This window comes from Sphingobium sp., from assembly GCA_035196065.1.
Lineage (GTDB): Bacteria > Pseudomonadota > Alphaproteobacteria > Sphingomonadales > Sphingomonadaceae > Sphingorhabdus_B > Sphingorhabdus_B rara.
Map to the genome: position 1 here is coordinate 831340 of CP136575.1, position 20545 is coordinate 851884.

Here is a 20545-nt window from a genome sequence, read left to right on the forward strand (position 1 = left end):
TGGCCGCAAAGGCCGAATTCGGTGCTGGCGATGGGAGAATGCTGCCGCTATGCACATATTGTAAAATCTTGGAGGTCAAGGCGTGCCGAGCGCAAAGAAACTGGGTCTGACCACAATTTTGCTGCTTTTCCTGCACGGCTGCGTTTCGGCTCCGCCGGTGCCGTCTGCTCGACCGGTTATCAAGCCTGCGCCTGCGATCACCACGCCGCCGCAAACCAAGCCCCAGCCCGAAACAGTGCGCCCCGATAGCCGCGAGGCACCTGTGCAGCTGGTTTCCGAGCTTCATGACATCTGGCGCAGCTTTCCTGGCAAGACCGGCATTGCGGTGCAGCGGATCGATGGCGGCTGGACGACAGGCAAAAGGTTGGGCGAATGGTTTCCTCAGCAAAGCGTTTCGAAATTGTGGGTCGCGCTGACGGTCCTCGATCAGGTCGATAGCGGGCGGTTGCGGCTTGACCAGAAGGTCCGCATCACGATGGACGATCTTGCGGTCTTTCATCAACCGATCCGTGAACGCGTGGTTGCTAATGGAACGATCGAGGTTCCGGTTTCGGAACTGCTGGAACAGTCAATCACGGCAAGCGATAATACGGCAAATGACAGCCTGCTGCGTGCAGTGGGTGGGCCGCAGTCGGTTCGCGGCTTTATCGAGCGCAAGCAATTGGGACGCATCCGGTTCGGCCCCGGGGAACGCTTGCTGCAAAGCCAGATTGCCGGCGTTGCCTGGCAGCAGGATTATGCGCTAGGTCGGCGCTTCTATGCTGCGCGCGAAGCTGTGCCCGTCGAAAGGCGCAAGGCCGCGCTCGACGCCTATCTCGCCGATCCCATTGATGGCGCATCGCCTGATGCCATTGCTGCCGCATTGGCGAAACTGGCGCGGGGCGACTTGTTGTCACCTGCCTCTACGCGGCTGTTAATGGCGATGATGGAGCGCACATCGAGCGGCCCCAATCGGCTGAAGGCGGGCGTGCCGGCTGACTGGCGCTTTGGCCACAAGACCGGAACCGGCCAGATTTTAAGCCCAGTGTCCACCGGCTATAACGATATCGGAATTATGACCGCGCCGGATGGAACGCGTTACGCCGTGGTGGTTATGATCGCGAGCACGACGGCATCAGTGCCGGATCGTATGGCGATGATGCAGGCCGTGTCACGCAGCGTGGCGCGTCATCATCGTTGAGCGTCTTCGGCGGCTTCGTCCTTTTCAGGGAATAGGGGCGGGTTTGCCTGCTGCGCATCCAGTTTTTCAGCGGCGCGATCCAGTTCGCGCGCATCTTCTACGCTGACGCCGCCGGGGCCAGGGTCGGTGGGTGCCGGGCCGCAGCCTGACAGTGCAGGCAGCGGTAACAGGGCGAGGGCCAAAATGAGGGACTGTGTGCGCCGCATCATGTCACCCTAGGCAGGACGCCAATATCAGGCAAAGAAAAAGGCTGCCCTGCATCAGCAGGACAGCCTTTTCGATTTCTAGCTTGCGCTAAGAAAGCTATTACTTGGTAGCTTCCTTGGCAGCGTCGCCAGCAGCCTTGGCAGCGTCGCCAGCAGCAGCAGCGGCATCGCCAGCAGCAGCAGCAGCGGCATCACCAGCAGCAGCAGCGTCGGTAGCAGCAGCGTCGGTTGCAGCAGCAGCGTCGGTTGCAGCGGCTTCAGCGCCAGCAGCAGCGTCGGTAGCAGCTTCTTCGGTTGCAGCAGCTTCTTCAGTGGTAGCTTCTTCAGCGCCCGAGCAAGCGGCAAGAGCCATTGCAGAAGCGAGAACGAGCGAAACAGCAATTTTTTTCATGTGGGAAATCCCCCTAACAAAGAACTTCAGAAAACCTGACAAGCGGCCAGCTTTTGGCATGGCTTGACTTGCGGAAAGTTGCACTAGCGGCTTCAAACAATCAACGCAATCGGGATTTTCTACAAAATGCGTAGAGTGCGCCGGTCTGACCGCAAATATCGGTCGGCGGATCAGAAATCTGTCACAAATGCGCCAATTGACAGCATATAAAGAATTCTTTATATCGTTTCGCTATGGCCCCTTTGCTCAACATAATGCGCGCGCTTGCCGATCCCACCCGGTTGCGAATCACGCTTTTGATCCGTCAGCTTGAACTGTCGGTAAGCGAGGTCGTCCAGATTCTAGGGCAAAGTCAACCGCGTGTCTCGCGTCACATCAAGATCCTCGATGAGGCAGGCATTGCCGAGCGTCGGCGCGAGGGTGCATGGGTGTTCTTGCGCCCCGGCCCGATGCTGTCCGATCCGGCTATTGAGGCGCTGTTCACCCTGCCGGGCACCGAAGATTCGCGGCCCGTGCTGCGTGATCTTGAGCGGCTACAGGAAGTGCGCTCAGCGCGCACCCAAATGGCTGCGGCCTATTTCGACGCCCATGCCGAACAATGGGATCAGATCCGTTCGCTGCATATTGCAGAAGCCGAGGTCGAGGCGGCGATGCAGGCAATCCTTGCGGAACAGTCTATTGGCCGCGCACTCGATATCGGCACCGGCACCGGGCGTATGATCGAATTGTTTGCGGCCGCGGCATCGCGCTTCGTCGCGCTCGACAACAGCGTCGAAATGTTACGGCTCGCCCGGGCAAAGCTCGGCAGCCTGCCAGAAGCAGCGGCGGTGCAAGGCCATTGCGAGGTTGTATTGGGCGATTTCAACGCGCTGCCTTTTGATGACGGCAGTTTTGATACGGTCTTGTTCCACCAGGTGTTGCATTATGCGCAGCATCCCGAACGGGCGATTGCCGAGGCGGCACGTGTGCTGGCTCCGCAGGGCCGGTTGATGGTGGTCGATTTTGCCTCGCACGACCTTGAAGAATTGCGCAGTGTCCATGCCCATGCCCGCCTTGGCTTTTCCGATGAAAGCATGGCGCGCGCATTTACCGCAGCGGGGCTTTCCCCTGTGCGGACAGAGACGCTTGCCGGTGGGCGGCTGGCCGTCAAGATCTGGCTTGCTCGGCGCGATACGATGGGCGCTGAAGAAAACCCCAAACTCAGGATTGTTGCATGATATTATCGCTCGACCAGATGGCAGAATCGCGCCGTGCGCTGGCCGGCCCGCTTTTTGCGGGGCTTCCCGGCGATGCCGAGATCAGCTTTGAATTTTTTCCGCCCAAGACGGAAAAGATGGAAGAGCAATTGTGGGATGCAATCGTTACCCTGGAGCCTTTGGGGCCGCGCTTTGTATCGGTAACTTATGGCGCGGGCGGCACGACGCGGGAACGCACGCACAATACCGTTTCCCGGATTGCGCGCGAAACCGGTATTGCGGCGGCTGCCCACCTGACCTGTGTCGATGCAAGCTGTGCCGAGATTGACGAGATCGCTGACGCCTATTGGCAGGCCGGCGTGCGGCACATTGTCGCACTGCGCGGCGATCCACCCAATGCCGGCGGCCAATTCACCCCGCACCCGCAAGGCTATGCAAGCGCCGCCGAACTGGTGGAAGGGCTGCGTAAGCGCCATCCGTTCGAGATTTCGGTGAGTGCCTATCCAGAGACGCATCCCGAGGCCGCAAGCGCACAAGCCGATATCGACTTCCTGAAACGGAAGCTTGATGCAGGAGCAAGCCGAGCGATCACCCAATTCTTTTTCGAACCCGACACCTTCTTCCGCTTTCGCGATGCTGTCGCAGCGTCAGGCGTCGAACCGGAAATCGTGCCTGGCATCATGCCCGTAACCAATTTTGCCGCGATCCAGCGCATGTCGAAAATGACTGGCACGGCGGTTCCAGAATGGCTGGCCCATTTGTTCGAAGGGCTGGACGATCGCCCGGCCGCCCGTCAGCTGGTCGCCGCAACCATTGCCGCCGAAATGTGCCGCCGCCTTTATGCAGGCGGTGTGCGCCAGTTCCACTTCTACACATTGAACCGAGCTGAACTGAGCTATGCTATCTGCCACCTGCTTGGCAAACGCCCGACCGAAGCCGTCAAGGAGGCTGCAGCATGACCCCGCGTGAGGATTTCACCGCTCGCGCGCAACAGCGCATATTGGTCTTTGATGGCGGCTATGGCACGGCGATCCAGCGGCACCGCCTTGGCGAGGCCGATTATCGCGGTAGTCTGGATCTTGCGAAGGACCAGAAGGGCAATAACGATCTGCTGTCAATCACCCGCCCCGACATTATCGGCGGCATTCACGATGCCTATTTGGCCGCTGGTGCCGACATGATCGAGACCAACACCTTTTCGTCGACGCGCGTGGCGATGGCGGACTATGGTTGCGAACATCTGGTGCGTGACATCAACCTGCAAAGCGCAAGACTTGCGCGCGCCTGCGCCGACCGTGCAGAGGCACAGGATGGCGTCCGCCGGTTTGTCGCCGGGTCGGTCGGCCCGACCAATAAGACGCTTTCGCTGTCGCCTGATGTCAACGATCCCGGCTATCGCGAGGTTGATTTCGATACGCTCAAGGCCGATTATCGCGAACAGTGCGACGCGCTGATCGAAGGCGGAGTTGATTTCCTGCTGATCGAAACGATCTTCGATACGCTGAATGCCAAATGCGCCGCAATGGCCGCGCAAGAGGCCGCCGAAGCATCGGGCCGCGATGTCCCGCTGATGATTTCGATGACGATCACCGACATGGCCGGGCGAAATCTTTCGGGCCATACAGTGCAAGGTTTCTGGAACAGCATCAGGCATGTGAAGCCGCTGACCATAGGACTTAACTGTTCCTTCGGTGCCGACCTGTTGCGCCCCTATCTGGTGGAATTGGCAAAAAGCGCCGATGCACTGGTTATGGCATATCCCAATGCCGGTCTTCCCAATGAGCTTGGCCAATATGACGAGCTACCCGAACAAACCGCGAAGCTGATTGAGGTTTGGCTTGATGAAGGGCTGGTCAACATCGTCGGCGGATGCTGCGGCACCACGCCCGATCATATCGCCGCAATCGCCAAAGCAGTTGCCGACCGCGCGCCGAGGATGGTGCCTACGGCGCCTGTGGTAACCCGGCTTGCGGGTCTGGAACCCTTTGTAATGGCGGCTTGAGGCAGATCCCCTTCCGCCTGCGGGAGGGGCTAGGGGAGGGCCTGTCAGGGCCAGCTCTTCCCTGTAAATTCCGGCCCTCCCCCGACCCCTCCCACAAGCGGGAGGGGGGAAGAAGAACAAATGAAAACCATTTCCGATACCTCTCGCCCAACCGGTTCCTCGTTCGTCAACATTGGCGAACGTACCAACGTCACCGGAAGCGCCAAGTTCAAGAAACTGATCCTTGCCGGCGATTATGATGCGGCGGTTGAGGTGGCGCGTGACCAGGTGGAAAATGGTGCGCAAATCATCGATGTGAACATGGATGAAGGCCTGCTTGACGCAGAGCTCGCGATGACCACCTTCCTGAAACGCATCGCAGCTGAACCTGATATCGCGCGCGTGCCGGTGATGATCGACTCATCCAAATGGAGCGTGATCGAGGCCGGGCTGAAATGTGTCTCGGGTAAGCCCGTCGTTAATTCGATCAGCATGAAGGAAGGTGAGGCGGAGTTTCTCAAACATGCGCGCGCCTGCATGGCATATGGTGCCGCAGTCGTCGTGATGGCGTTTGACGAGACAGGCCAGGCTGATAGCAAGGACCGTAAGGTCCAGATCTGCAAGCGTGCCTATGATCTGCTCGTTGGCATCGGTTTTCCGCCCGAGGATATCATCTTCGACCCCAACATCTTCGCGGTGGCGACGGGGATTGAGGAGCATAACAATTACGGCGTCGATTTCATTGAGGCGGTGCGTGAGCTGCGCGAGCTTTGCCCGCATGCCCATTATTCGGGCGGGCTTTCCAATCTCAGCTTTTCATTCCGCGGCAACGAACCGGTGCGCCGCGCGATGCATAGCGTCTTTCTCTATCATGCGATTCCGGTGGGCCTCGACATGGCAATCGTCAACGCTGGCCAGTTGGACGTTTACGACACGATCGACGCCGAGCTGCGCGACGCCTGTGAGGATGTGATCCTCAACCGGCGGGACGATTCAACCGAAAGGCTGATTGCGCTGGCCGAACGGTTTAAGGGTACGGACGCCGCCGCTGAAAAGGCCGCGGCTGAATGGCGCGGCTGGCCCGTTGAAAAACGCATCGAACATGGCCTGGTCAAGGGCATCGACGCACATATCGTAGAGGACACCGAAGAAGCACGGTTGGCGATCAAGGCACGCAGTGGCCGCCCCATTGAAGTGATCGAAGGCCCGCTGATGGACGGCATGAACGTCGTCGGCGACCTGTTCGGATCAGGCAAGATGTTCCTGCCGCAGGTGGTGAAATCGGCGCGCGTGATGAAAAAGGCTGTCGCGCATCTCTTTCCTTATATTGAGGCGGAGAAGGAAGAGAATGCCAAGGGCAAGGGCCGGATCATCATGGCGACGGTCAAGGGTGACGTCCATGATATTGGCAAAAACATCGTCGGCGTGGTGCTTCAGTGCAACGGCTTTGAGGTAATTGACCTTGGCGTGATGGTGCCCTGGCATGAGATATTGAAAGCCGCTGTTGAAAATGATGCGGACATGATCGGCCTATCCGGTTTGATTACGCCGAGCCTTGATGAAATGGTAACGGTCGCGGAAGAGATGGAAAAGGCGGGCATGACAATGCCGCTGCTGATCGGCGGGGCGACGACCAGCAAGACGCACACTGCGCTGCGGATCGAACCGGCCTATTCCGGCCCGACGGTGCATGTGCTTGATGCCTCAAGGGCGGTGGGCGTTGCCTCAACTTTGGTCAGCGACACGCTTGCGGAAAAGTTCGTCGCCGATACCCGCAGCGAATATGCCCATATCCGCGATGCGCGTGCTGGGAAAACGGCAAAGCCGCTTGCCAGCCTTGAAGATGCGCGTGCGAATGGTTTCGACATTGATCCCGCACTGAAGCCCGCCAAGCCGCAGCAGCCCGGGGTTCATGCCTTCGATGATTGGCCACTCGAAGATTTGCGCGATTATATCGACTGGACGCCTTTCTTCCGCGCATGGGAATTGCACGGAACCTATCCTGCGATCCTGACCGACGAGGTTGTGGGCGAAAGTGCGACCAACCTGTTTCGGGACGCGCAGGCTATGCTCGACCGGATCATTTCGGAAAAATGGCTGCGCGCGCGCGGCGTTGCGGGGCTTTGGCCATGCTGGCGTGAAGGCGATGATGTCGTCGTCTATCTTGAGGAAAGCGAAGAGCATGTCCGGCTGCCCTTCCTGCGCCAGCAAATCGCCAAGCGTGAGGGCAAGGCGAATATGTGTCTTGCCGATTTCGTCAGCCCTGACGGCGATTGGATCGGCGGCTTTGCCGTAACAACCGGCCATGGCATTGGTGTGAAGCTGGCCGAGTTCAAGGCGCATATCGACGATTATTCGGATATCATGCTGAAGGCGCTCGCCGACCGGCTGGCAGAGGCATTTGCCGAACGGATGCACCTGCATGTCCGTAAGGAGCTATGGGGCTATGCCCCGGACGAGCAATTGACCAACGAGGCGCTGATTCGCGAACAATATCGCGGTATCCGGCCCGCCCCCGGTTATCCCGCCTGCCCCGATCACAGTCTGAAACCGGCGCTGTTTGATCTGCTTGATGCGACGCATCAGACAGGGATCACGCTGACCGAAAGCTTTGCTATGCTGCCGACCGCAGCGGTCAGCGGCTTTTACTTCGGCCATCCGCAGGCCGAATATTTCGGTGTTGCTCGCATTGGGGAAGATCAGGTGGCCGATTACGCCACACGTCGCGGGATCGACGTTGATTTGGCCCGGCAATATCTGCGACCCAATTTGAACGAGTGAAACAAGCGAGTCGGCAAAGGGAGGGCTCAGCGGCTGTCAGTTGCCGGCGTCAGTCGCGCCTCAGGCCCTGTTCGGTGACGCGGGCGACCACTTCGTCGCGCACCATCGGGGTGACAAATTTGGAAATGTCGCCGCCGTAAATCGCGATTTCCTTGACCAGACGGCTCGCAATCGGCTGCAGTGACACATCTGCCATCAGGAAAACCGTTTCGATCCGGTCGTTCAACTGTCGGTTCATGCCCGTGAGCTGATATTCATATTCGAAATCGGTAACGCCGCGAATGCCGCGGATGACGACCGACGCACCCTGGCTTTCCGCAAAGTCCATCAACAGTGAGTTGAAGCCAACGACGCGGATATTGTCGATGCCCATCGCCCGCGCTTCACGCTCGACGATGGCTATGCGTTCGTCGTCAGCGAACATGGGCGATTTGGAGGCGTTTGTGGTAACGCCGATGATCAGTTCATCGACCAGCTTCGCCCCGCGCACGATAATGTCCATGTGGCCAAGGGTGATGGGGTCGAAAGTCCCCGGATAGACGCCGATCCGTTGTGCCACCTTGGTACCTCCCCTGATTGTCCTAACGGTCGCGCTCGAGCACATAGCGGGCAATTGCCCGCAACAGATCCGCCTCACATCCATGGCTGGCCAGATGCGCGATCGCTTGATCGACCAGCATCGCTGCTTGCTGCTTGGCGCGCTCAAGCCCCATCAGCGAAACGAAAGTCGCCTTGCCCGCTGCGGCATCTTTGCCCAGCGCCTTGCCCGCCAGCGCTTCATCGCCTTCGATATCCATGATATCGTCGACAATCTGGAAGGCGAGGCCGATATCGCGGGCGTAACCGCGCAAATGGGTGCGGCCCTCGACCGGGATATGGCCCAATATAGCGCCCATCTCGACGCTTGCTGCAATCAGCGCGCCCGTTTTCAAAGCCTGCAACCGCGTTACGGTGGGAAGGTCGAATTGCGCCTTCTCGGCTTCCAGATCCATCATCTGCCCGCCCGCCATACCATGGGGGCCGCTAGCCGTGGCGAGCGTAGCCATCAATTCGCCGCGAATGAAGGGATCATGGTGCGTTGCCGGATCGGCGAGAATTTCAAACGCCAGTGCATGGAGCGAATCGCCGGCGAGGACCGCTGTGGCTTCGTCAAATGCCTTGTGCACTGTCGGCTTGCCCCGGCGCATGTCATCATCATCCATGCAGGGCAGGTCGTCATGCACCAGTGAATAGACATGGATTGCCTCAACCGCGGTGCCTGCGCGCACCGCATGGCTGCGGCCGACATTGAACAGCGACGCGGTTGCCGTGAGCAGCAGCGGCCTGAGCCGCTTTCCGCCGCCGATCGACGCATGGCGCATCGCATGGAATAGCGGCGCCCTTGCATCGTCAGGCACCGCAAGCAGGCTGTCGAAAAGCGCATCAACCTCTTCAGCGACGCGGCCGATCGCGGCATCAAGCGACAGGGCCGTCGTCCCGGTCAAACTGTCAGCCTGCATCGAAGGGGCGGGTCGTAGACGGGGTGCCGTCGGCGCCCATCACGATCTGCTCGATCCGGGCCTGCGCCGCATCGAGCCGCGACTGGCAAAGCGCGCGCAGCTTGTGGCCCTGTTCGTAAAGCGCGATCGACTCATCAAGCGGAGCCTCGCCGCTCTCAAGTTTGCGGACAATTTCTTCGAGCGCTTTCAGCGCCTCTTCAAAACTGGGTTCTCTGGCCTCGGTCGACATGGCTTTCGCTTTGGCCTGCGACCGCCTGCCGGTCAAGTATTTCGCTTCGTCTTGCAGTTGGTCGATTTTTACTTTGCAGCCCAAATAAGCTGCGGCAATGGCGCGCGTCTATGAACAAGAAACTTCTCCTGATCGCCCCCTTGTCCATGCTCGCGCTTGCGGCATGCAGCAAATCCGAAACCCCTGCAGCAGATGCAGACGCAACCAAGACGGCCGATGCGTCGGCAGCGCCGGTAAAAATGCCGCCGCCGATCACCGCGCAGGAAACCTATCGCTGTGCCGACAACACCATTGTCCATATTGATTTCCTTGGTGCGAATGAAGCGGCTGACATCCGCGTCGGCGACAAGACCGCTGCCGCAATCCGCGTTAGCCCCGAAGTCGAGGCTGCTGCTGCCCCTGCTGACGCTACCGCGCCTGCAGCCGATGCTGCAAAGCCTGCCGGCCCGCTGAAATCGGTCGATGGCGAAACCGTGCTGACCGGCAGCGGCCAGCAGATCAACCTCAAGCTCGCCGGAAAGGGTGCGCAGAACTGCAAGGGCTGATCCGCTTTTTGTGTCACCGGAAAAGGGGCCGCGCTGACGGCCCCTTTTTCTTGCCTTTTTTTGCATCGTCCCAATTGCGCCCTGCTTCGCTAGAGGGTGGTGGCTGCAATTGTCTCGCCTAGAGGCGGTGGTAGGTGCAAACAGGCTGGCTAAAGCCGGCGCGCAACGCTAAAGCGCCGCGCATGACCGATATCACCCCGCAAATCGTCGCCGACCATGGCCTTTCCGAGGAAGAATATGCGCGTATCTTGAACGCGCTCGGGCGGACGCCCAACCTTGTCGAGCTCGGCATCTTTTCAGTGATGTGGTCAGAGCATTGCAGCTATAAAAGCTCGCGCATCCATTTGAAAAAACTGCCGACTGAGGCGCCTTGGGTGATTTGTGGCCCTGGCGAAAATGCTGGCGTTATCGACATTGGCGACGGGCAGGCGGCGATCTTCAAGATGGAGAGCCACAACCACCCCAGCTATATTGAGCCTTATCAGGGCGCGGCAACGGGCGTTGGCGGCATCCTGCGCGACGTATTCACCATGGGCGCGCGCCCGGTGGCGAATATGAATGCGCTGCGTTTCGGCCGGCCTGACCATCCCAAAATGAAGCATCTGGTGCAGGGCGTTGTCGCGGGAATCGGCGGTTATGGCAATTGTGTCGGCGTCCCTACCGTGGGCGGCGAAACCAATTTCCATCCCGCCTATGACGGCAATATTCTTGTGAATGCGATGACCGTTGGCGTCGCCGATACCGACAAGATTTTCTATTCGGCGGCGACCGGCGTCGGCAATCCGATTGTCTATGTCGGCAGCAAGACCGGGCGCGACGGCATCCATGGGGCGACGATGGCAAGCGCCGATTTCGGCGAGGATGCAGAGGAAAAGCGCCCGACAGTGCAGGTCGGCGATCCCTTTACCGAAAAACTGCTGATCGAGGCATGCCTCGAACTGATGGCAACCGACGCCATTGTCGCGATCCAGGACATGGGCGCAGCGGGGCTGACCAGCTCCAGCGTTGAAATGGCGTCAAAGGGTGGCTGCGGCATCCGGCTAGACATGAACAAGGTGCCCCAGCGCGAAACCGGCATGACTCCCTATGAAATGATGCTGTCCGAATCGCAGGAACGGATGCTGATGGTGCTGCAACCGGGCAAGGAAGCCATGGCAGAGGCGATCTTCCGCAAATGGGAGCTTGATTTCGCGGTCATCGGCGAAGTGACCGAGACGGGCCATATGGTGCTCGAATGGAATGGCGAGGTCGTCTGCGACATCCCGCTCGGTCCGCTGGCCGATGATGCCCCGCAATATGATCGCCCGGCGCTGAGCCGCGAGGAGTATAAGGCGTGGGCAAAGGTGAAGCCGCTCGACAAGCTGCCCGAAAGCAGTGATCCCGCGGCCGATCTATTGAAGATGATGGCGAGCCCGGATTTTGCCAGCCGCGCCTGGATCTGGCAGCAATATGACAGCCAGGTCGGTGGTGATACAGCGCAGAAATCGGGCGGTGACGCCGGGGTTGTGCGCGTCCACGGCCACAAAAAGGCGCTGGCGATCACGACGGACTGTACGCCGCGCTATTGCTTTGCCAATCCCTATGAGGGCGGCAAGCAGGCGATTGCCGAGGCCTATCGCAATCTGAGCGCGGTCGGTGCCCGTCCCTTGGCGGTGACCAACTGCCTCAATTTCGCAAACCCCCAGCGCCCCGAAATCATGGCGCAGCTGGTCGGCTGTCTCGACGGTATGGGCGATGCCTGCCGTGCCCTCGACTTCCCGATCGTGTCGGGCAATGTCTCGCTCTACAACGAATCAAAGGCGACCGGTGGCGGCAGCGCGATCCTGCCTACGCCCGCAATTGGCGGTGTCGGCTTGCTCGGCGATGTCGCGAAAATGGCGACTATCGGTTTCAAAGGCGAAGGCCAGAAAATCATGCTTATCGGCGCCGATCCCCGCGCCGAACCCGAACTGGGTCAGTCCAAATGGCTCGACATCTGCCATGGCCGTCAGGATGGCCAGCCGCCGAAGGTCGATCTGGCCGCCGAACGCAAGCATGGTGAATTTGTGCGCATGCTGATCGACAAAGGTCTGGTTACCGCCGTTCACGATGTCTCTGACGGGGGCATTCTGGTTGCCGTGGCGGAGATGGCACTCGCCGGTAATGTCGGTGCCAGGGTCGAGGTTTCGGTTTCCGAAAACAATGCCGACCGTGGCAAAAAACACCATGGCTGGTCGTTGTTCGCCGAAAATCAGGGCCGCTACATTGTCACCGAGACATTCGATTCCGATGAGATTGAAGCGCTGGCGGCAGATGCCGGGGTGCGCTGCTGCTTCATCGGCTGGACCGGTGATGAAAGCATCGCGCTATGTCGCGGTGAGGAGCTGGTCTATCCGGAAATCCGGCTGACCGAGCTGCGCACCGCGCATGAAAGCTTCTTCAAGGACTGGATGGAAAGCTGACCGCTTAGGCGGCGGCTTTTTTCTGCCCCATTAGATCATAGGGATCGACGCCGCCCGAGCGCATAATTTCATGAGCGCGATTGTAGAGCGTCGGTTCGCCAATGCCGATGCGCTTGCGGGCTGCAGCAAGGGGTTCTGCGAGGAGTGCGCGGATATCCTGATGCGCGATTTTCAGCGCAGCCTTGCCGTTGTTCTGCGCTTCGCGGATCGCGGAATATATCGGTACATCCTTCATGCCTCGCTTGATCTCGCGGCCGCCGGCATATGCGATAAATAGAACACCCGGATTGGGGTTCTGGCTATAAGTAAAGGCGAGCACGCACTGCTCACCCAGTGCATCGCGACCATAGCCGGTCAGCACGTGGAAAAGATCATGTGTGTCGCGTTGGCGATTACCGTAAAGTTCAAGCAGATCGTTGAAGCGTTCGCCCTTGTCCGCGAATTTTTCATACTCGTCGACCAGCCCTTGGGCAGTCAGACCTTCCTGCTCCATGAAATCGCAATAGGCTTGGCCCACCGTTCCCATCGGCAATTTGCGCAATGTTGCATGATCATCAAGGATTTCGACCAGATTCTGCGGTTCAGCGAGGAGCGTCGCTCCCATGTCGCTCGCCCAGAATTGCTGCGCCCGCTTGACGAAGGTCTTTCCGGAAAGCGCGCGGATGATGTGGAACACCTGTTCGGTATCTTCCTTGTCCGCGACCAGTTTGCGGAAATGGTGCAGCGCTTTCATCGGACGGAAAGCGGTTTGCGTGCGGTTCGGATCGGAAAAAGGAATTGCGCTGTTCATGACTGCCTGTCTGCCTCGCAAAGCTTGTGATTCTATTATCAACAGCGATGTTAATAATATCGTTGCGCGCCGGTTTCAATAGGGCATGATTCTGCTCGACCGGCTTTGGCGACTGCTGTTATATCCTGATAATACAGATGAGGGGGAAATGATGTCGCAATCTGTCAGTCAGGATCGCCATATCACGCTCGATGCGATGCGCGGTTTCGCGGTGATGGGGATATTGGCGATGAACATTATCGCCTTTGCGATGCCTGAATGGGCCTATGTCACGCCGCTGGCCTATGGCGGAGAAAGCCTGTCAGACCGGATTGCCTGGTTCCTCTCGGCGGTTTTTGTCGACGGCAAGATGCGTGGGCTTTTCTCGCTGCTTTTTGGTGCAAGCCTGATGCTGATAACCGAACGTGCCGAGGCAAAGGGGGCTAGCGCCGCGCGTACCCATTATGCGCGGATGGCCTGGCTCGCTCTGTTCGGCCTCGCGCATTTCTACTTCATCTGGTTTGGCGACATATTGTTTCTATATGCGATGCTCGGATGCGTTGCGTTCCTGTTTCGCCATTGGGAACCCGCGCGGTTGATAAAATGGGCGATCATCATTTTCCTGATCGGCTGGCTTTTCTGGGGCCTTCAATTTGTAGGGCTACAGATATTGCAGTTCTTTGCGACCCGTCCGGATGCGGACGCCTCGCTGGTCGCGCAATATCGCGAAATACTGAACAGTCCCGCTTTCGCAATGAATGTCGAGGCGGACCTCGCGCTGCATCGCGGCGGCTATGCAGAAATTGTCGCTTCCAAGCTGCGCGACTGGAGTGATCCGTTGTTCGCCATCCTGCAAGGCGGGCATGAGACGCTTGCCTTGATGATGGTTGGCATGGCCCTGCTGAAAAACGGTTTTTTGACGGGGCAGCTTGAGCCTGATGAATATCGGCGTTGGGTGCGACGCCTGTTGTTGCCGGGGCTGATTTTGAGCGCGCTGGTTGCAGGCTGGGTCGCGATGATGGGGTTCGATCTTGTCACCTCGCTGGCGGCTTTCCTGACATGGTCGGCCATTCCCCGAATGATGCTGACGATTGCATATGCCGCACTTTTGCTCCTGCTCATCCGCCGCATGGCAGGCGGAGCGTTGCTTGGCCGGGTTGCGGCTGCCGGCCGCGTTGCCTTCACCAATTATCTTGGCACCAGCATCGTGATGACGACGATATTCTACGGCTATGGCTTCGGCCTGTACGGCGATTTTGGCCGGGCTGCACTTTGGCTTTTCGTGATCACGGCATGGGCGGTTATGCTCCTTTGGTCGAAGCCGTGGCTTGACCGGTTTCATTATGGCCCATTCGAATGGTTATGGCGCAGTTTGGCGCGCGCAGAGGTGCAGAGGTTGCGTCGGTAAGCTGCGGGTGTATTATTGCTATTGCAATCAATTCTCATTAACGATACATCCGAATCATGATCGTATGCGTGTGCAATGCCATTCGGGAAAAAGATCTGCGTGACGCGGTGCGTTGCGCTGGCGAACGCCCCAGCGAAGTCTATGCCCGCCTCGGTAGGAAGCCGAAATGCGGCCAATGCCTTTCGTTCGCGCGAGACATTATCAATGTGAAAGCTGCAAGCGCTTAGCAATAGCAGTGCATTAGTCTTTTGAAAAAACGTTCTTTTTCGGGCTTTCGTACTTTGCGAAATGCTCGATCATGCCTATATTGATGCAACTCACGCGATCAGGAGCGAAACCATGAAGGGCGATGCAAAAGTCATCGAATTTTTGAACGAGGCGCTTAAGAATGAGCTGACCGCGATCAATCAATATTGGCTGCATTACCGGCTGCTGGATAATCTGGGCGTGAAGAAGCTGGCGGAAATGGAACGCCATGAATCGATCGACGAGATGAAGCATGCCGACAAGTTGGCCGAGCGTATCCTGTTCCTCGATGGACTGCCCAATTTCCAGATGCTTGGGCGTCTGCGTATCGGTGAATCGGTTGAAGAAATCCTTCAGGCCGACCTTGATCTTGAATATGAAGTGCTGCCGATGCTGCGGGATGCCATCGCCCATTGTGAAAATGTGCGTGATTTTGTCAGCCGTGATCTCTTCGCCAATATTCTAGCCAGCGAGGAAGAGCATGTCGACTTTCTGGAAACGCAGTTTGGCCTCATCCGTCAGATGGGCATCCACAATTATATCCAGCTACAGACCGAACCAGCTGGTGAGTGACGGCTGGCAAGGCCTTCATGGCCATGCCCCTGTCCATTCAGCATTGTGCCCTTGATCGACGCCGTTTGCGTGTGAGCCTAGTTTAGAGGCGGCCAAAATGCGTCTGGCTGAACGTGCGCGATCCATGCGCGGATCGCCGTTCAACCAACGGGCTGATTTCTGCCTCCAGCGCCGTCAAGGTCGTCTCGAACAATGGGCGCAGCAGAACAACCATTTCCACCAACTCACCCGGATCCTGATGGATCTCGACATAGTGGCGGGCAGTGATTTCGATTTCCTCGGTCAACGCGGCAAGCCTGTCTGCCCCGAATTGCCAGCTATCGCTTTTCAATGAATGTGCCGGCACAACGAGCTTCACCGAATTGCGCTCGCGTATTGCCTGTTCAATCGCTGCGACCGATTTGACTCCATCTTCGCGGAAGTAGCCGAGCACGCGCACAAACGCTTCACCCAGCACCGACCGGGTTTCGGCGAATGTCGCCCAATTCACAATTTCTTCGGCCGAATGATCCATCGCTGTTTGCGCTCTGTCACGAAAAAAGTGCCAAGGCAGAGGCAATAATTGCTACAGGTAAACAAGCCATTGACGACGGATTCGGCCAAACATCGGCGTGTCTGGGCGCCCCGCAGCACTGCTGCGCAATCAATCCTTGGTTGAGAAGGGATTTTTCGACGAACGGAAATTCATGCGCACCGGTACGGCGCCAAAGCCAAGATCGCGGCGGATGCCGTTGAGGAGATAACGGCGATAGCTATCGGGCAACTGGTCGACACGATTGCCAAAAACGACAAAGGTCGGCGGGCGGTTGCGGGCCTGCGTCACATAGCGCAGCTTGATCCGCTTGCCCCCGGGTGCTGGCGGCGGATTGGCGGCCACAGCCTCTTCAAACCAACGATTGAGCTGCCCTGTCGGCACGCGGCTGTTCCAGCTTTCGCGCGCATCGAACGCGGCCTTCAACATCTGGTCCAGCCCTTTGCCGGTCGCGGCCGATACGGCGATCAGGGGAACGCCCTTCAACTGAGAGAGACCGTCTTCAAGCGCGGCCTTGATACCGTTGAACAAGCTAGATGCGTTTTCCGCTACGTCCCATTTGTTGATCGCGATGACGAGCGCCCGGCCCTCTTCGATGACATGATCTGCAATTTTGAGATCCTGATGTTCCAGGCCCTTGGTCGCATCGAGAAGCAGTACAACAACTTCGGCAAAATCAATTGCGCGCCGCGCGTCCGAAACCGAGAGTTTTTCGAGTTTTTCTTGGACCCTAGCGCGCTTGCGCATGCCGGCGGTATCGATCAGGCGCACGCGCCGCTCGGCGAAATCGGGATCGGCAGGGGCCGGATCGTGCCAGACCCAGTCAATCGCGATACTGTCGCGCGTGATGCCGGCTTCGGGGCCGGTTACCAAGCGGTTCTCGCCGAGCAACCGGTTGACCAGTGTCGACTTGCCCGCATTGGGGCGACCAACAATCGCCAATTGCAACGGTGCGTCGGGGGACTCGACGTCAAAGCTTTCCTCTTCAAAGCCATCGACATGGGGCATCAGCGCTTCAAATAGGTCGGCCATGCCCTGGCCATGTTCGGCGCTTATCAGCACCGCTTCGCCAAAGCCGAGCGCAAAGGCCTCCATCAGCGTTTCTTCGGCTTTGCGGCCTTCGGCCTTGTTGATGACAAGAATGATCGGCTTGTCACTGGTTCTAAGCCAGCGGGCAATTTCCTCATCCAGCGGCATGACACCGTCGCGTCCATCAACCACGAAGATCGCTGCCGCTGCTCCTGCGAGCGCGGCCTCGGTCTGTTGCCGCATCCGCCCGGGCAGCGAGGCTGCGTCCTCATCCTCATAACCCGCCGTATCGACGATGCGGAATTTCAGGTCGAACAGCTTGGCATCGCCCTCACGCCGATCACGCGTCACCCCGGGCTGGTCGTCGACCAAGGCGAGCTTCTTGCCCACCAGCCGGTTGAACAGGGTCGACTTGCCGACATTGGGGCGACCGATAATGGCAATCGACGGCAACATGCCCCTTTTGTCCTTTCCCGCGGCCGCAGCCGCTTTCTTGCTTAACGAAACGCGGTGAGGCGTCCGCTGTCGTCGAGAATGTAGAGGCTGTTGTTCGCAATCACAGGCGCAACCGAAATTGGCTGTTTGATATCTACCAACATGCTTGCCGAGCCTTCGCCGGCCGAAACCGACCAAACTTGACCATGGCTGCTGGCAACGATCAGGCGATTATTGGCAAGCACCGGTCCACGCCAGGTGATGACGCCAGTCTTGTCTTCTTCGTCGCGATAGCGGGGCAGTTTAGAAATCCAGCGGATCTTGCCGGTGGTGCGCTGCACACAGAGCAGTTTTGCATCGCTGGTCATCACGAACACCCATTCGCCCGATACGACCGGGGTCGAAATGCCTGCAATGTTGATTTCCCAGATGCGCTGCCCGGTGACCAATTCATAGGCGGCCATCCGGCCGCCCTGGCCAAGTGCGAAAACGCGGCCACGGTCGATGACCGGGTCTGCGTCAATATCTGTCAGCGTCGAGACGCTGGTCGACATTGCCGTGCGCGACAGGGTGTCGCTCCACAGGCTGCGGCCATTTTCATAGCGATAGGCGGCGAGTTCGCCGGTTGAATAGCCCGCGATCACCGTGCCTTGTGCGGCTGCCGGGGCGGCAACTCCGAAAATGCCGGACGCGCCAATCGGACCAGCCTCATTCCACTGGGCTTCGCCATCGACCATGCGCACCGCATAGATCTGGTTATCCTGCGTCATCACATAGGCATTGCCGTTGGAGAGTGTCGGCGCGCCGCGCAGCGGACCAGCCGGACGTTTCGTCCAGCGGACGGTGCCATTGCTGGCATCAAGTGCGGCGACATCGCCCACGCCATTGGTGGCGAAAAGGGTTGTGCCATCGGTGCTGACGCCGCCGCCAAAACGTGACGGGCGGCCGTCCTTATTGACTTCCAATTGGGTGCCCCAAAGCTTGGCACCATTGGTTGCGTCGAACGCGCTGACGGTCGCCGCAGTGTCAATCACATAGACCTTGCCGTCATGGATTATCGGCGTCGCGGCAAGGCGTTCGCGATTGCTTGCACCTGCGACTTGCACGCTCCATGCGCGCTGCGGTGCCTCGGCAAGGGTCAGATGGCCGGGCGATTTGGCGGCATTGCCGCCGGGTTGCGACCAGTTTGCATTGGTGGCTGCTGGCGGCAGGATGACGGACACACCGGCAAGATTGGGGTCGGCGACGCTATCTGCTTCGGTACCCAATATGTCGATCCGCTTGCCGATCGTCGGCGTGTCCTTGGGTCCCTTTCCGCCCAAGGCAGCGCAGCCGCCGAGCAGGGCCAGAACGCTCAGCGACGCCAGAATCTTTGCATTTGTCTTCACAGGCCTATTTTCCCTCTTTTGCATCGGTTGCCGATGCACCCGTCTGCTTTGCGTCAAGCTGAACGGTATCCACCCCCAAAGCCCCTGCCATCTGTTGCGCACGGGCACGCAATGTCTGGGGCAAATCTTCCTGCTTGGCAATCTGGGCAAAAATTGGGCCGGCCAGTTCGTCCTTGCCCATTTTCATATAGGCCAGTGCAGTCATCTCGCCCGCGCTGCCAAACCATGGTGTATTTGGCTTGGCGAGCGGCTTGAGGCGGTCGATCACCGCCTGCGGACTGAGCGTTTCATATTCTGTTGTCGTCTGGCGGATCAGCGCGAGGTTGCGAAATGCCTCTGGCAGGCTTTCGTCCTTCGCGATCTTTGCATAGTCAGCAACGGCCTTTTTGCTGTTGCCCTCTGCCGCCGCGATATTGGCGAGCAGGATTTGCGACATGGCGCGATAGCCAGGCTGGTCGGCCGTAGTCAGCGTGCCCAGGTCCGCTTTGGCCGCAGCAAGATTACCGCCCTGCAGTTTTTCGACTGCGAGTACGAATTTCTCGCCCTGTAACTCGGCGGCGGCCTGCTGCTGGTTCTGCCAATAGATCCAGCCGCCAAAAGCCGCGAGGCCAAGAACAATCGCCAACAGCATCCAGCGACCATAGCGTGTCCAGAAATGGGCAAGATCGCCGGCGCGAACGGCATCATCGACTTCGCGCAGAAAGGCTTCGTCACTTGCATCGCGCCGGTCGGTGGGTGTCAGTGCCACTATGGCCTCCTAAAAACAATTACCGCGTCCTTAGCCATGCTGGCCATCAGATGCCAGTGCGAAGGCGCGGCATGACGCTATTCGGGTTGGTAGAGCTGTTCGGGGCCGGGGAAGACGCGGGCGCGTACGTCATCGGCATATTTTTTCACGGCATCGTCGACATGTTCCTGCATCTCGCCAAAGCGCTTTACGAATTTGGGAACGCGATCGAACAGACCGAGCATATCCTCTGCCACGAGAACCTGGCCGTCGCACTGCGCTGATGCGCCGATACCGATGGTGGGACAGGCGACCTTTTGTGTGATTTCGATAGCGATCGGCTCGAGCACGCCCTCAATCACCAGCGCAAACGCACCGGCCTTTGCTACGGCTTCGGCATCCTCGACGATTGCACGAGCTTCTTCTGCGCTTTTGCCGCGCACGCCATAGCCGCCAAGGATGTTGACCGCCTGCGGGGTCAGCCCGACATGGCCCATCACGGGTATGCCGCGCTGTGTCAGAAATTCGATGGTCGGCGCGATGACCTTGCCGCCCTCCATCTTCACGCCCGCAGCGCCGGTTTCCTTGAGCAGGCGGGCGGCATTTTCAAAGGCTTGCTGCGGCGATGCCTCATAAGAGCCAAAGGGCATGTCGACAATCACGGCGGCATGATAACTGCCGCGCACCACCGCTGCGCCGTGCAACGCCATCATTTCCATGGTCACGGCAACGGTATGCGGCAGGCCGTAAATCACCTGCGCCAGCGAGTCGCCGACCAGCAGCATGTCGCAATGCGGGTCCATCAACTGTGCCATACGGACAGTATAGGCTGTCAGCATTACCAATGGCTCGCCGCCCTTTCGTTGCCGGATGCGCGGCACGGTAAGGCGCTTCATCGGCTGTGGTGTCGGATTCGCGCGGCTGGTGGAAACCGGCATGGTGAAGGTTTTTGGCGTCGTCGACATGGCGCAAGCGCTTAGCGACTAACA

The 20545-nt window shown here is 58.9% G+C and carries 21 protein-coding genes; 10 read left to right on the forward strand and 11 right to left on the reverse strand.

The window, feature by feature from the left end; genetic code table 11:
* The first annotated feature begins 82 nt into the window (after nt 1-82).
* Complete coding sequence (bla, locus tag RSE16_03920) at nt 83-1180, forward strand: class A beta-lactamase (protein ID WRH76623.1); 1098 nt, start codon at nt 83-85, stop codon at nt 1178-1180.
* Here the strand turns inward: bla and RSE16_03925 are convergent.
* Both RSE16_03925 and RSE16_03930 read right to left on the reverse strand, forming a co-directional pair.
* Entirely contained in the window at nt 1171-1389 is a 219-nt protein-coding gene (locus tag RSE16_03925; GenBank protein ID WRH76624.1) for a hypothetical protein, read from the reverse strand. The two genes, bla and RSE16_03925, sit on opposite strands and share 10 nt — an antisense overlap.
* Nucleotides 1390-1486: 97 nt before the next feature.
* Nucleotides 1487-1777: a hypothetical protein gene (locus tag RSE16_03930; GenBank protein ID WRH76625.1), complete on the reverse strand. Its 291-nt coding sequence runs from the start codon at nt 1775-1777 to the stop codon at nt 1487-1489.
* A 233-nt stretch (nt 1778-2010) separates the two neighbouring features.
* Here RSE16_03930 and RSE16_03935 point away from each other — a divergent pair, with 233 nt between their 5' ends.
* From RSE16_03935 to metH, 4 genes are all read left to right on the forward strand, one after another.
* A complete protein-coding gene (locus RSE16_03935; GenBank protein WRH76626.1) occupies nt 2011-2994 on the forward strand; it encodes a metalloregulator ArsR/SmtB family transcription factor in 984 nt (327 codons plus the stop codon).
* Nucleotides 2991-3932 (forward strand): methylenetetrahydrofolate reductase, encoded by a 942-nt coding sequence (gene metF / locus RSE16_03940; GenBank protein WRH76627.1) that lies wholly within the window; start codon nt 2991-2993, stop codon nt 3930-3932. Before RSE16_03935 ends, metF begins: the two co-directional genes overlap by 4 nt.
* Complete coding sequence (locus RSE16_03945) at nt 3929-4975, forward strand: homocysteine S-methyltransferase family protein (protein WRH76628.1); 1047 nt, start codon at nt 3929-3931, stop codon at nt 4973-4975. The genes metF and RSE16_03945 overlap by 4 nt, the downstream gene beginning before the upstream one ends.
* A 120-nt stretch (nt 4976-5095) precedes the next feature.
* Complete coding sequence (gene metH, locus RSE16_03950) at nt 5096-7735, forward strand: methionine synthase (GenBank protein ID WRH76629.1); 2640 nt, start codon at nt 5096-5098, stop codon at nt 7733-7735.
* Nucleotides 7736-7784: 49 nt separating this feature from the next.
* On the opposite strand, the gene coaD is transcribed toward metH, so the two are convergent.
* From coaD to RSE16_03965, 3 genes are read right to left on the reverse strand one after another with little or no spacing between them, the layout of a single operon-like run.
* Nucleotides 7785-8294: a pantetheine-phosphate adenylyltransferase gene (gene coaD, locus RSE16_03955; protein WRH76630.1), complete on the reverse strand. Its 510-nt coding sequence runs from the start codon at nt 8292-8294 to the stop codon at nt 7785-7787.
* A 22-nt stretch (nt 8295-8316) separates the two neighbouring features.
* Nucleotides 8317-9234, reverse strand: a complete 918-nt coding sequence (locus RSE16_03960; protein WRH76631.1) for a polyprenyl synthetase family protein — start codon at nt 9232-9234, stop codon at nt 8317-8319.
* Nucleotides 9224-9463 (reverse strand): exodeoxyribonuclease VII small subunit, encoded by a 240-nt coding sequence (locus tag RSE16_03965; protein ID WRH76632.1) that lies wholly within the window; start codon nt 9461-9463, stop codon nt 9224-9226. Before RSE16_03965 ends, RSE16_03960 begins: the two co-directional genes overlap by 11 nt.
* Nucleotides 9464-9573: 110 nt before the next feature.
* Between RSE16_03965 and RSE16_03970 the strand changes: the two genes are divergently transcribed.
* Complete coding sequence (locus RSE16_03970) at nt 9574-10008, forward strand: hypothetical protein (protein WRH76633.1); 435 nt, start codon at nt 9574-9576, stop codon at nt 10006-10008.
* A gap of 182 nt (nt 10009-10190) precedes the next feature.
* Complete coding sequence (purL, locus tag RSE16_03975) at nt 10191-12449, forward strand: phosphoribosylformylglycinamidine synthase subunit PurL (protein WRH76634.1); 2259 nt, start codon at nt 10191-10193, stop codon at nt 12447-12449.
* A 4-nt stretch (nt 12450-12453) separates the two neighbouring features.
* Here purL and RSE16_03980 read toward each other — a convergent pair whose 3' ends face one another.
* Nucleotides 12454-13239 (reverse strand): Coq4 family protein, encoded by a 786-nt coding sequence (locus RSE16_03980; protein ID WRH76635.1) that lies wholly within the window; start codon nt 13237-13239, stop codon nt 12454-12456.
* A gap of 148 nt (nt 13240-13387) precedes the next feature.
* Between RSE16_03980 and RSE16_03985 the strand changes: the two genes are divergently transcribed.
* From RSE16_03985 to bfr, 3 genes are all read left to right on the forward strand, one after another.
* Complete coding sequence (locus RSE16_03985; GenBank protein ID WRH76636.1) at nt 13388-14626, forward strand: DUF418 domain-containing protein; 1239 nt, start codon at nt 13388-13390, stop codon at nt 14624-14626.
* Nucleotides 14627-14682: 56 nt separating this feature from the next.
* On the forward strand, nt 14683-14853 hold the full coding sequence (locus RSE16_03990; protein WRH76637.1) for a (2Fe-2S)-binding protein: 171 nt from the start codon (nt 14683-14685) through the stop codon (nt 14851-14853).
* 112 nt (nt 14854-14965) lie between these two features.
* Nucleotides 14966-15445, forward strand: a complete 480-nt coding sequence (gene bfr / locus RSE16_03995) for a bacterioferritin (protein WRH76638.1) — start codon at nt 14966-14968, stop codon at nt 15443-15445.
* An 82-nt stretch (nt 15446-15527) separates the two neighbouring features.
* On the opposite strand, the gene RSE16_04000 is transcribed toward bfr, so the two are convergent.
* The 5 genes from RSE16_04000 to panB form a co-directional block, all read right to left on the reverse strand.
* The gene (locus RSE16_04000; protein WRH76639.1) at nt 15528-15959 is read right to left on the reverse strand and encodes an Hpt domain-containing protein; all 432 of its coding nucleotides are present in this window, start codon (nt 15957-15959) and stop codon (nt 15528-15530) included.
* Nucleotides 15960-16088: 129 nt separating this feature from the next.
* Complete coding sequence (gene der, locus RSE16_04005) at nt 16089-17462, reverse strand: ribosome biogenesis GTPase Der (GenBank protein WRH76640.1); 1374 nt, start codon at nt 17460-17462, stop codon at nt 16089-16091.
* A gap of 41 nt (nt 17463-17503) precedes the next feature.
* Nucleotides 17504-18829: a PQQ-binding-like beta-propeller repeat protein gene (locus tag RSE16_04010; GenBank protein WRH76641.1), complete on the reverse strand. Its 1326-nt coding sequence runs from the start codon at nt 18827-18829 to the stop codon at nt 17504-17506.
* 4 nt (nt 18830-18833) lie between these two features.
* The gene (locus RSE16_04015; GenBank protein ID WRH76642.1) at nt 18834-19577 is read right to left on the reverse strand and encodes a tetratricopeptide repeat protein; all 744 of its coding nucleotides are present in this window, start codon (nt 19575-19577) and stop codon (nt 18834-18836) included.
* A 77-nt stretch (nt 19578-19654) separates the two neighbouring features.
* Nucleotides 19655-20521, reverse strand: coding sequence for a 3-methyl-2-oxobutanoate hydroxymethyltransferase (gene panB, locus RSE16_04020; protein ID WRH76643.1), 867 nt, complete (start codon nt 20519-20521; stop codon nt 19655-19657).
* Nucleotides 20522-20545: the final 24 nt, after the last annotated feature.

Coding starts and splice junctions, on each gene's coding strand:
- RSE16_03925 (WRH76624.1), bottom strand. CDS start 1,389: ATGATGCGGCGCACACAGTCCCTCATTTTGGCCCTCGCCCTGTTACCG.
- RSE16_03930 (WRH76625.1), bottom strand. CDS start 1,777: ATGAAAAAAATTGCTGTTTCGCTCGTTCTCGCTTCTGCAATGGCTCTT.
- RSE16_03935 (WRH76626.1), top strand. CDS start 2,011: ATGGCCCCTTTGCTCAACATAATGCGCGCGCTTGCCGATCCCACCCGG.
- metF (WRH76627.1), top strand. CDS start 2,991: ATGATATTATCGCTCGACCAGATGGCAGAATCGCGCCGTGCGCTGGCC.
- RSE16_03945 (WRH76628.1), top strand. CDS start 3,929: ATGACCCCGCGTGAGGATTTCACCGCTCGCGCGCAACAGCGCATATTG.
- metH (WRH76629.1), top strand. CDS start 5,096: ATGAAAACCATTTCCGATACCTCTCGCCCAACCGGTTCCTCGTTCGTC.
- RSE16_03960 (WRH76631.1), bottom strand. CDS start 9,234: ATGCAGGCTGACAGTTTGACCGGGACGACGGCCCTGTCGCTTGATGCC.
- RSE16_03965 (WRH76632.1), bottom strand. CDS start 9,463: ATGTCGACCGAGGCCAGAGAACCCAGTTTTGAAGAGGCGCTGAAAGCG.
- RSE16_03970 (WRH76633.1), top strand. CDS start 9,574: ATGAACAAGAAACTTCTCCTGATCGCCCCCTTGTCCATGCTCGCGCTT.
- purL (WRH76634.1), top strand. CDS start 10,191: ATGACCGATATCACCCCGCAAATCGTCGCCGACCATGGCCTTTCCGAG.
- RSE16_03980 (WRH76635.1), bottom strand. CDS start 13,239: ATGAACAGCGCAATTCCTTTTTCCGATCCGAACCGCACGCAAACCGCT.
- RSE16_03985 (WRH76636.1), top strand. CDS start 13,388: ATGATGTCGCAATCTGTCAGTCAGGATCGCCATATCACGCTCGATGCG.
- RSE16_03990 (WRH76637.1), top strand. CDS start 14,683: ATGATCGTATGCGTGTGCAATGCCATTCGGGAAAAAGATCTGCGTGAC.
- bfr (WRH76638.1), top strand. CDS start 14,966: ATGAAGGGCGATGCAAAAGTCATCGAATTTTTGAACGAGGCGCTTAAG.
- RSE16_04000 (WRH76639.1), bottom strand. CDS start 15,959: ATGGATCATTCGGCCGAAGAAATTGTGAATTGGGCGACATTCGCCGAA.
- der (WRH76640.1), bottom strand. CDS start 17,462: ATGTTGCCGTCGATTGCCATTATCGGTCGCCCCAATGTCGGCAAGTCG.
- panB (WRH76643.1), bottom strand. CDS start 20,521: ATGTCGACGACGCCAAAAACCTTCACCATGCCGGTTTCCACCAGCCGC.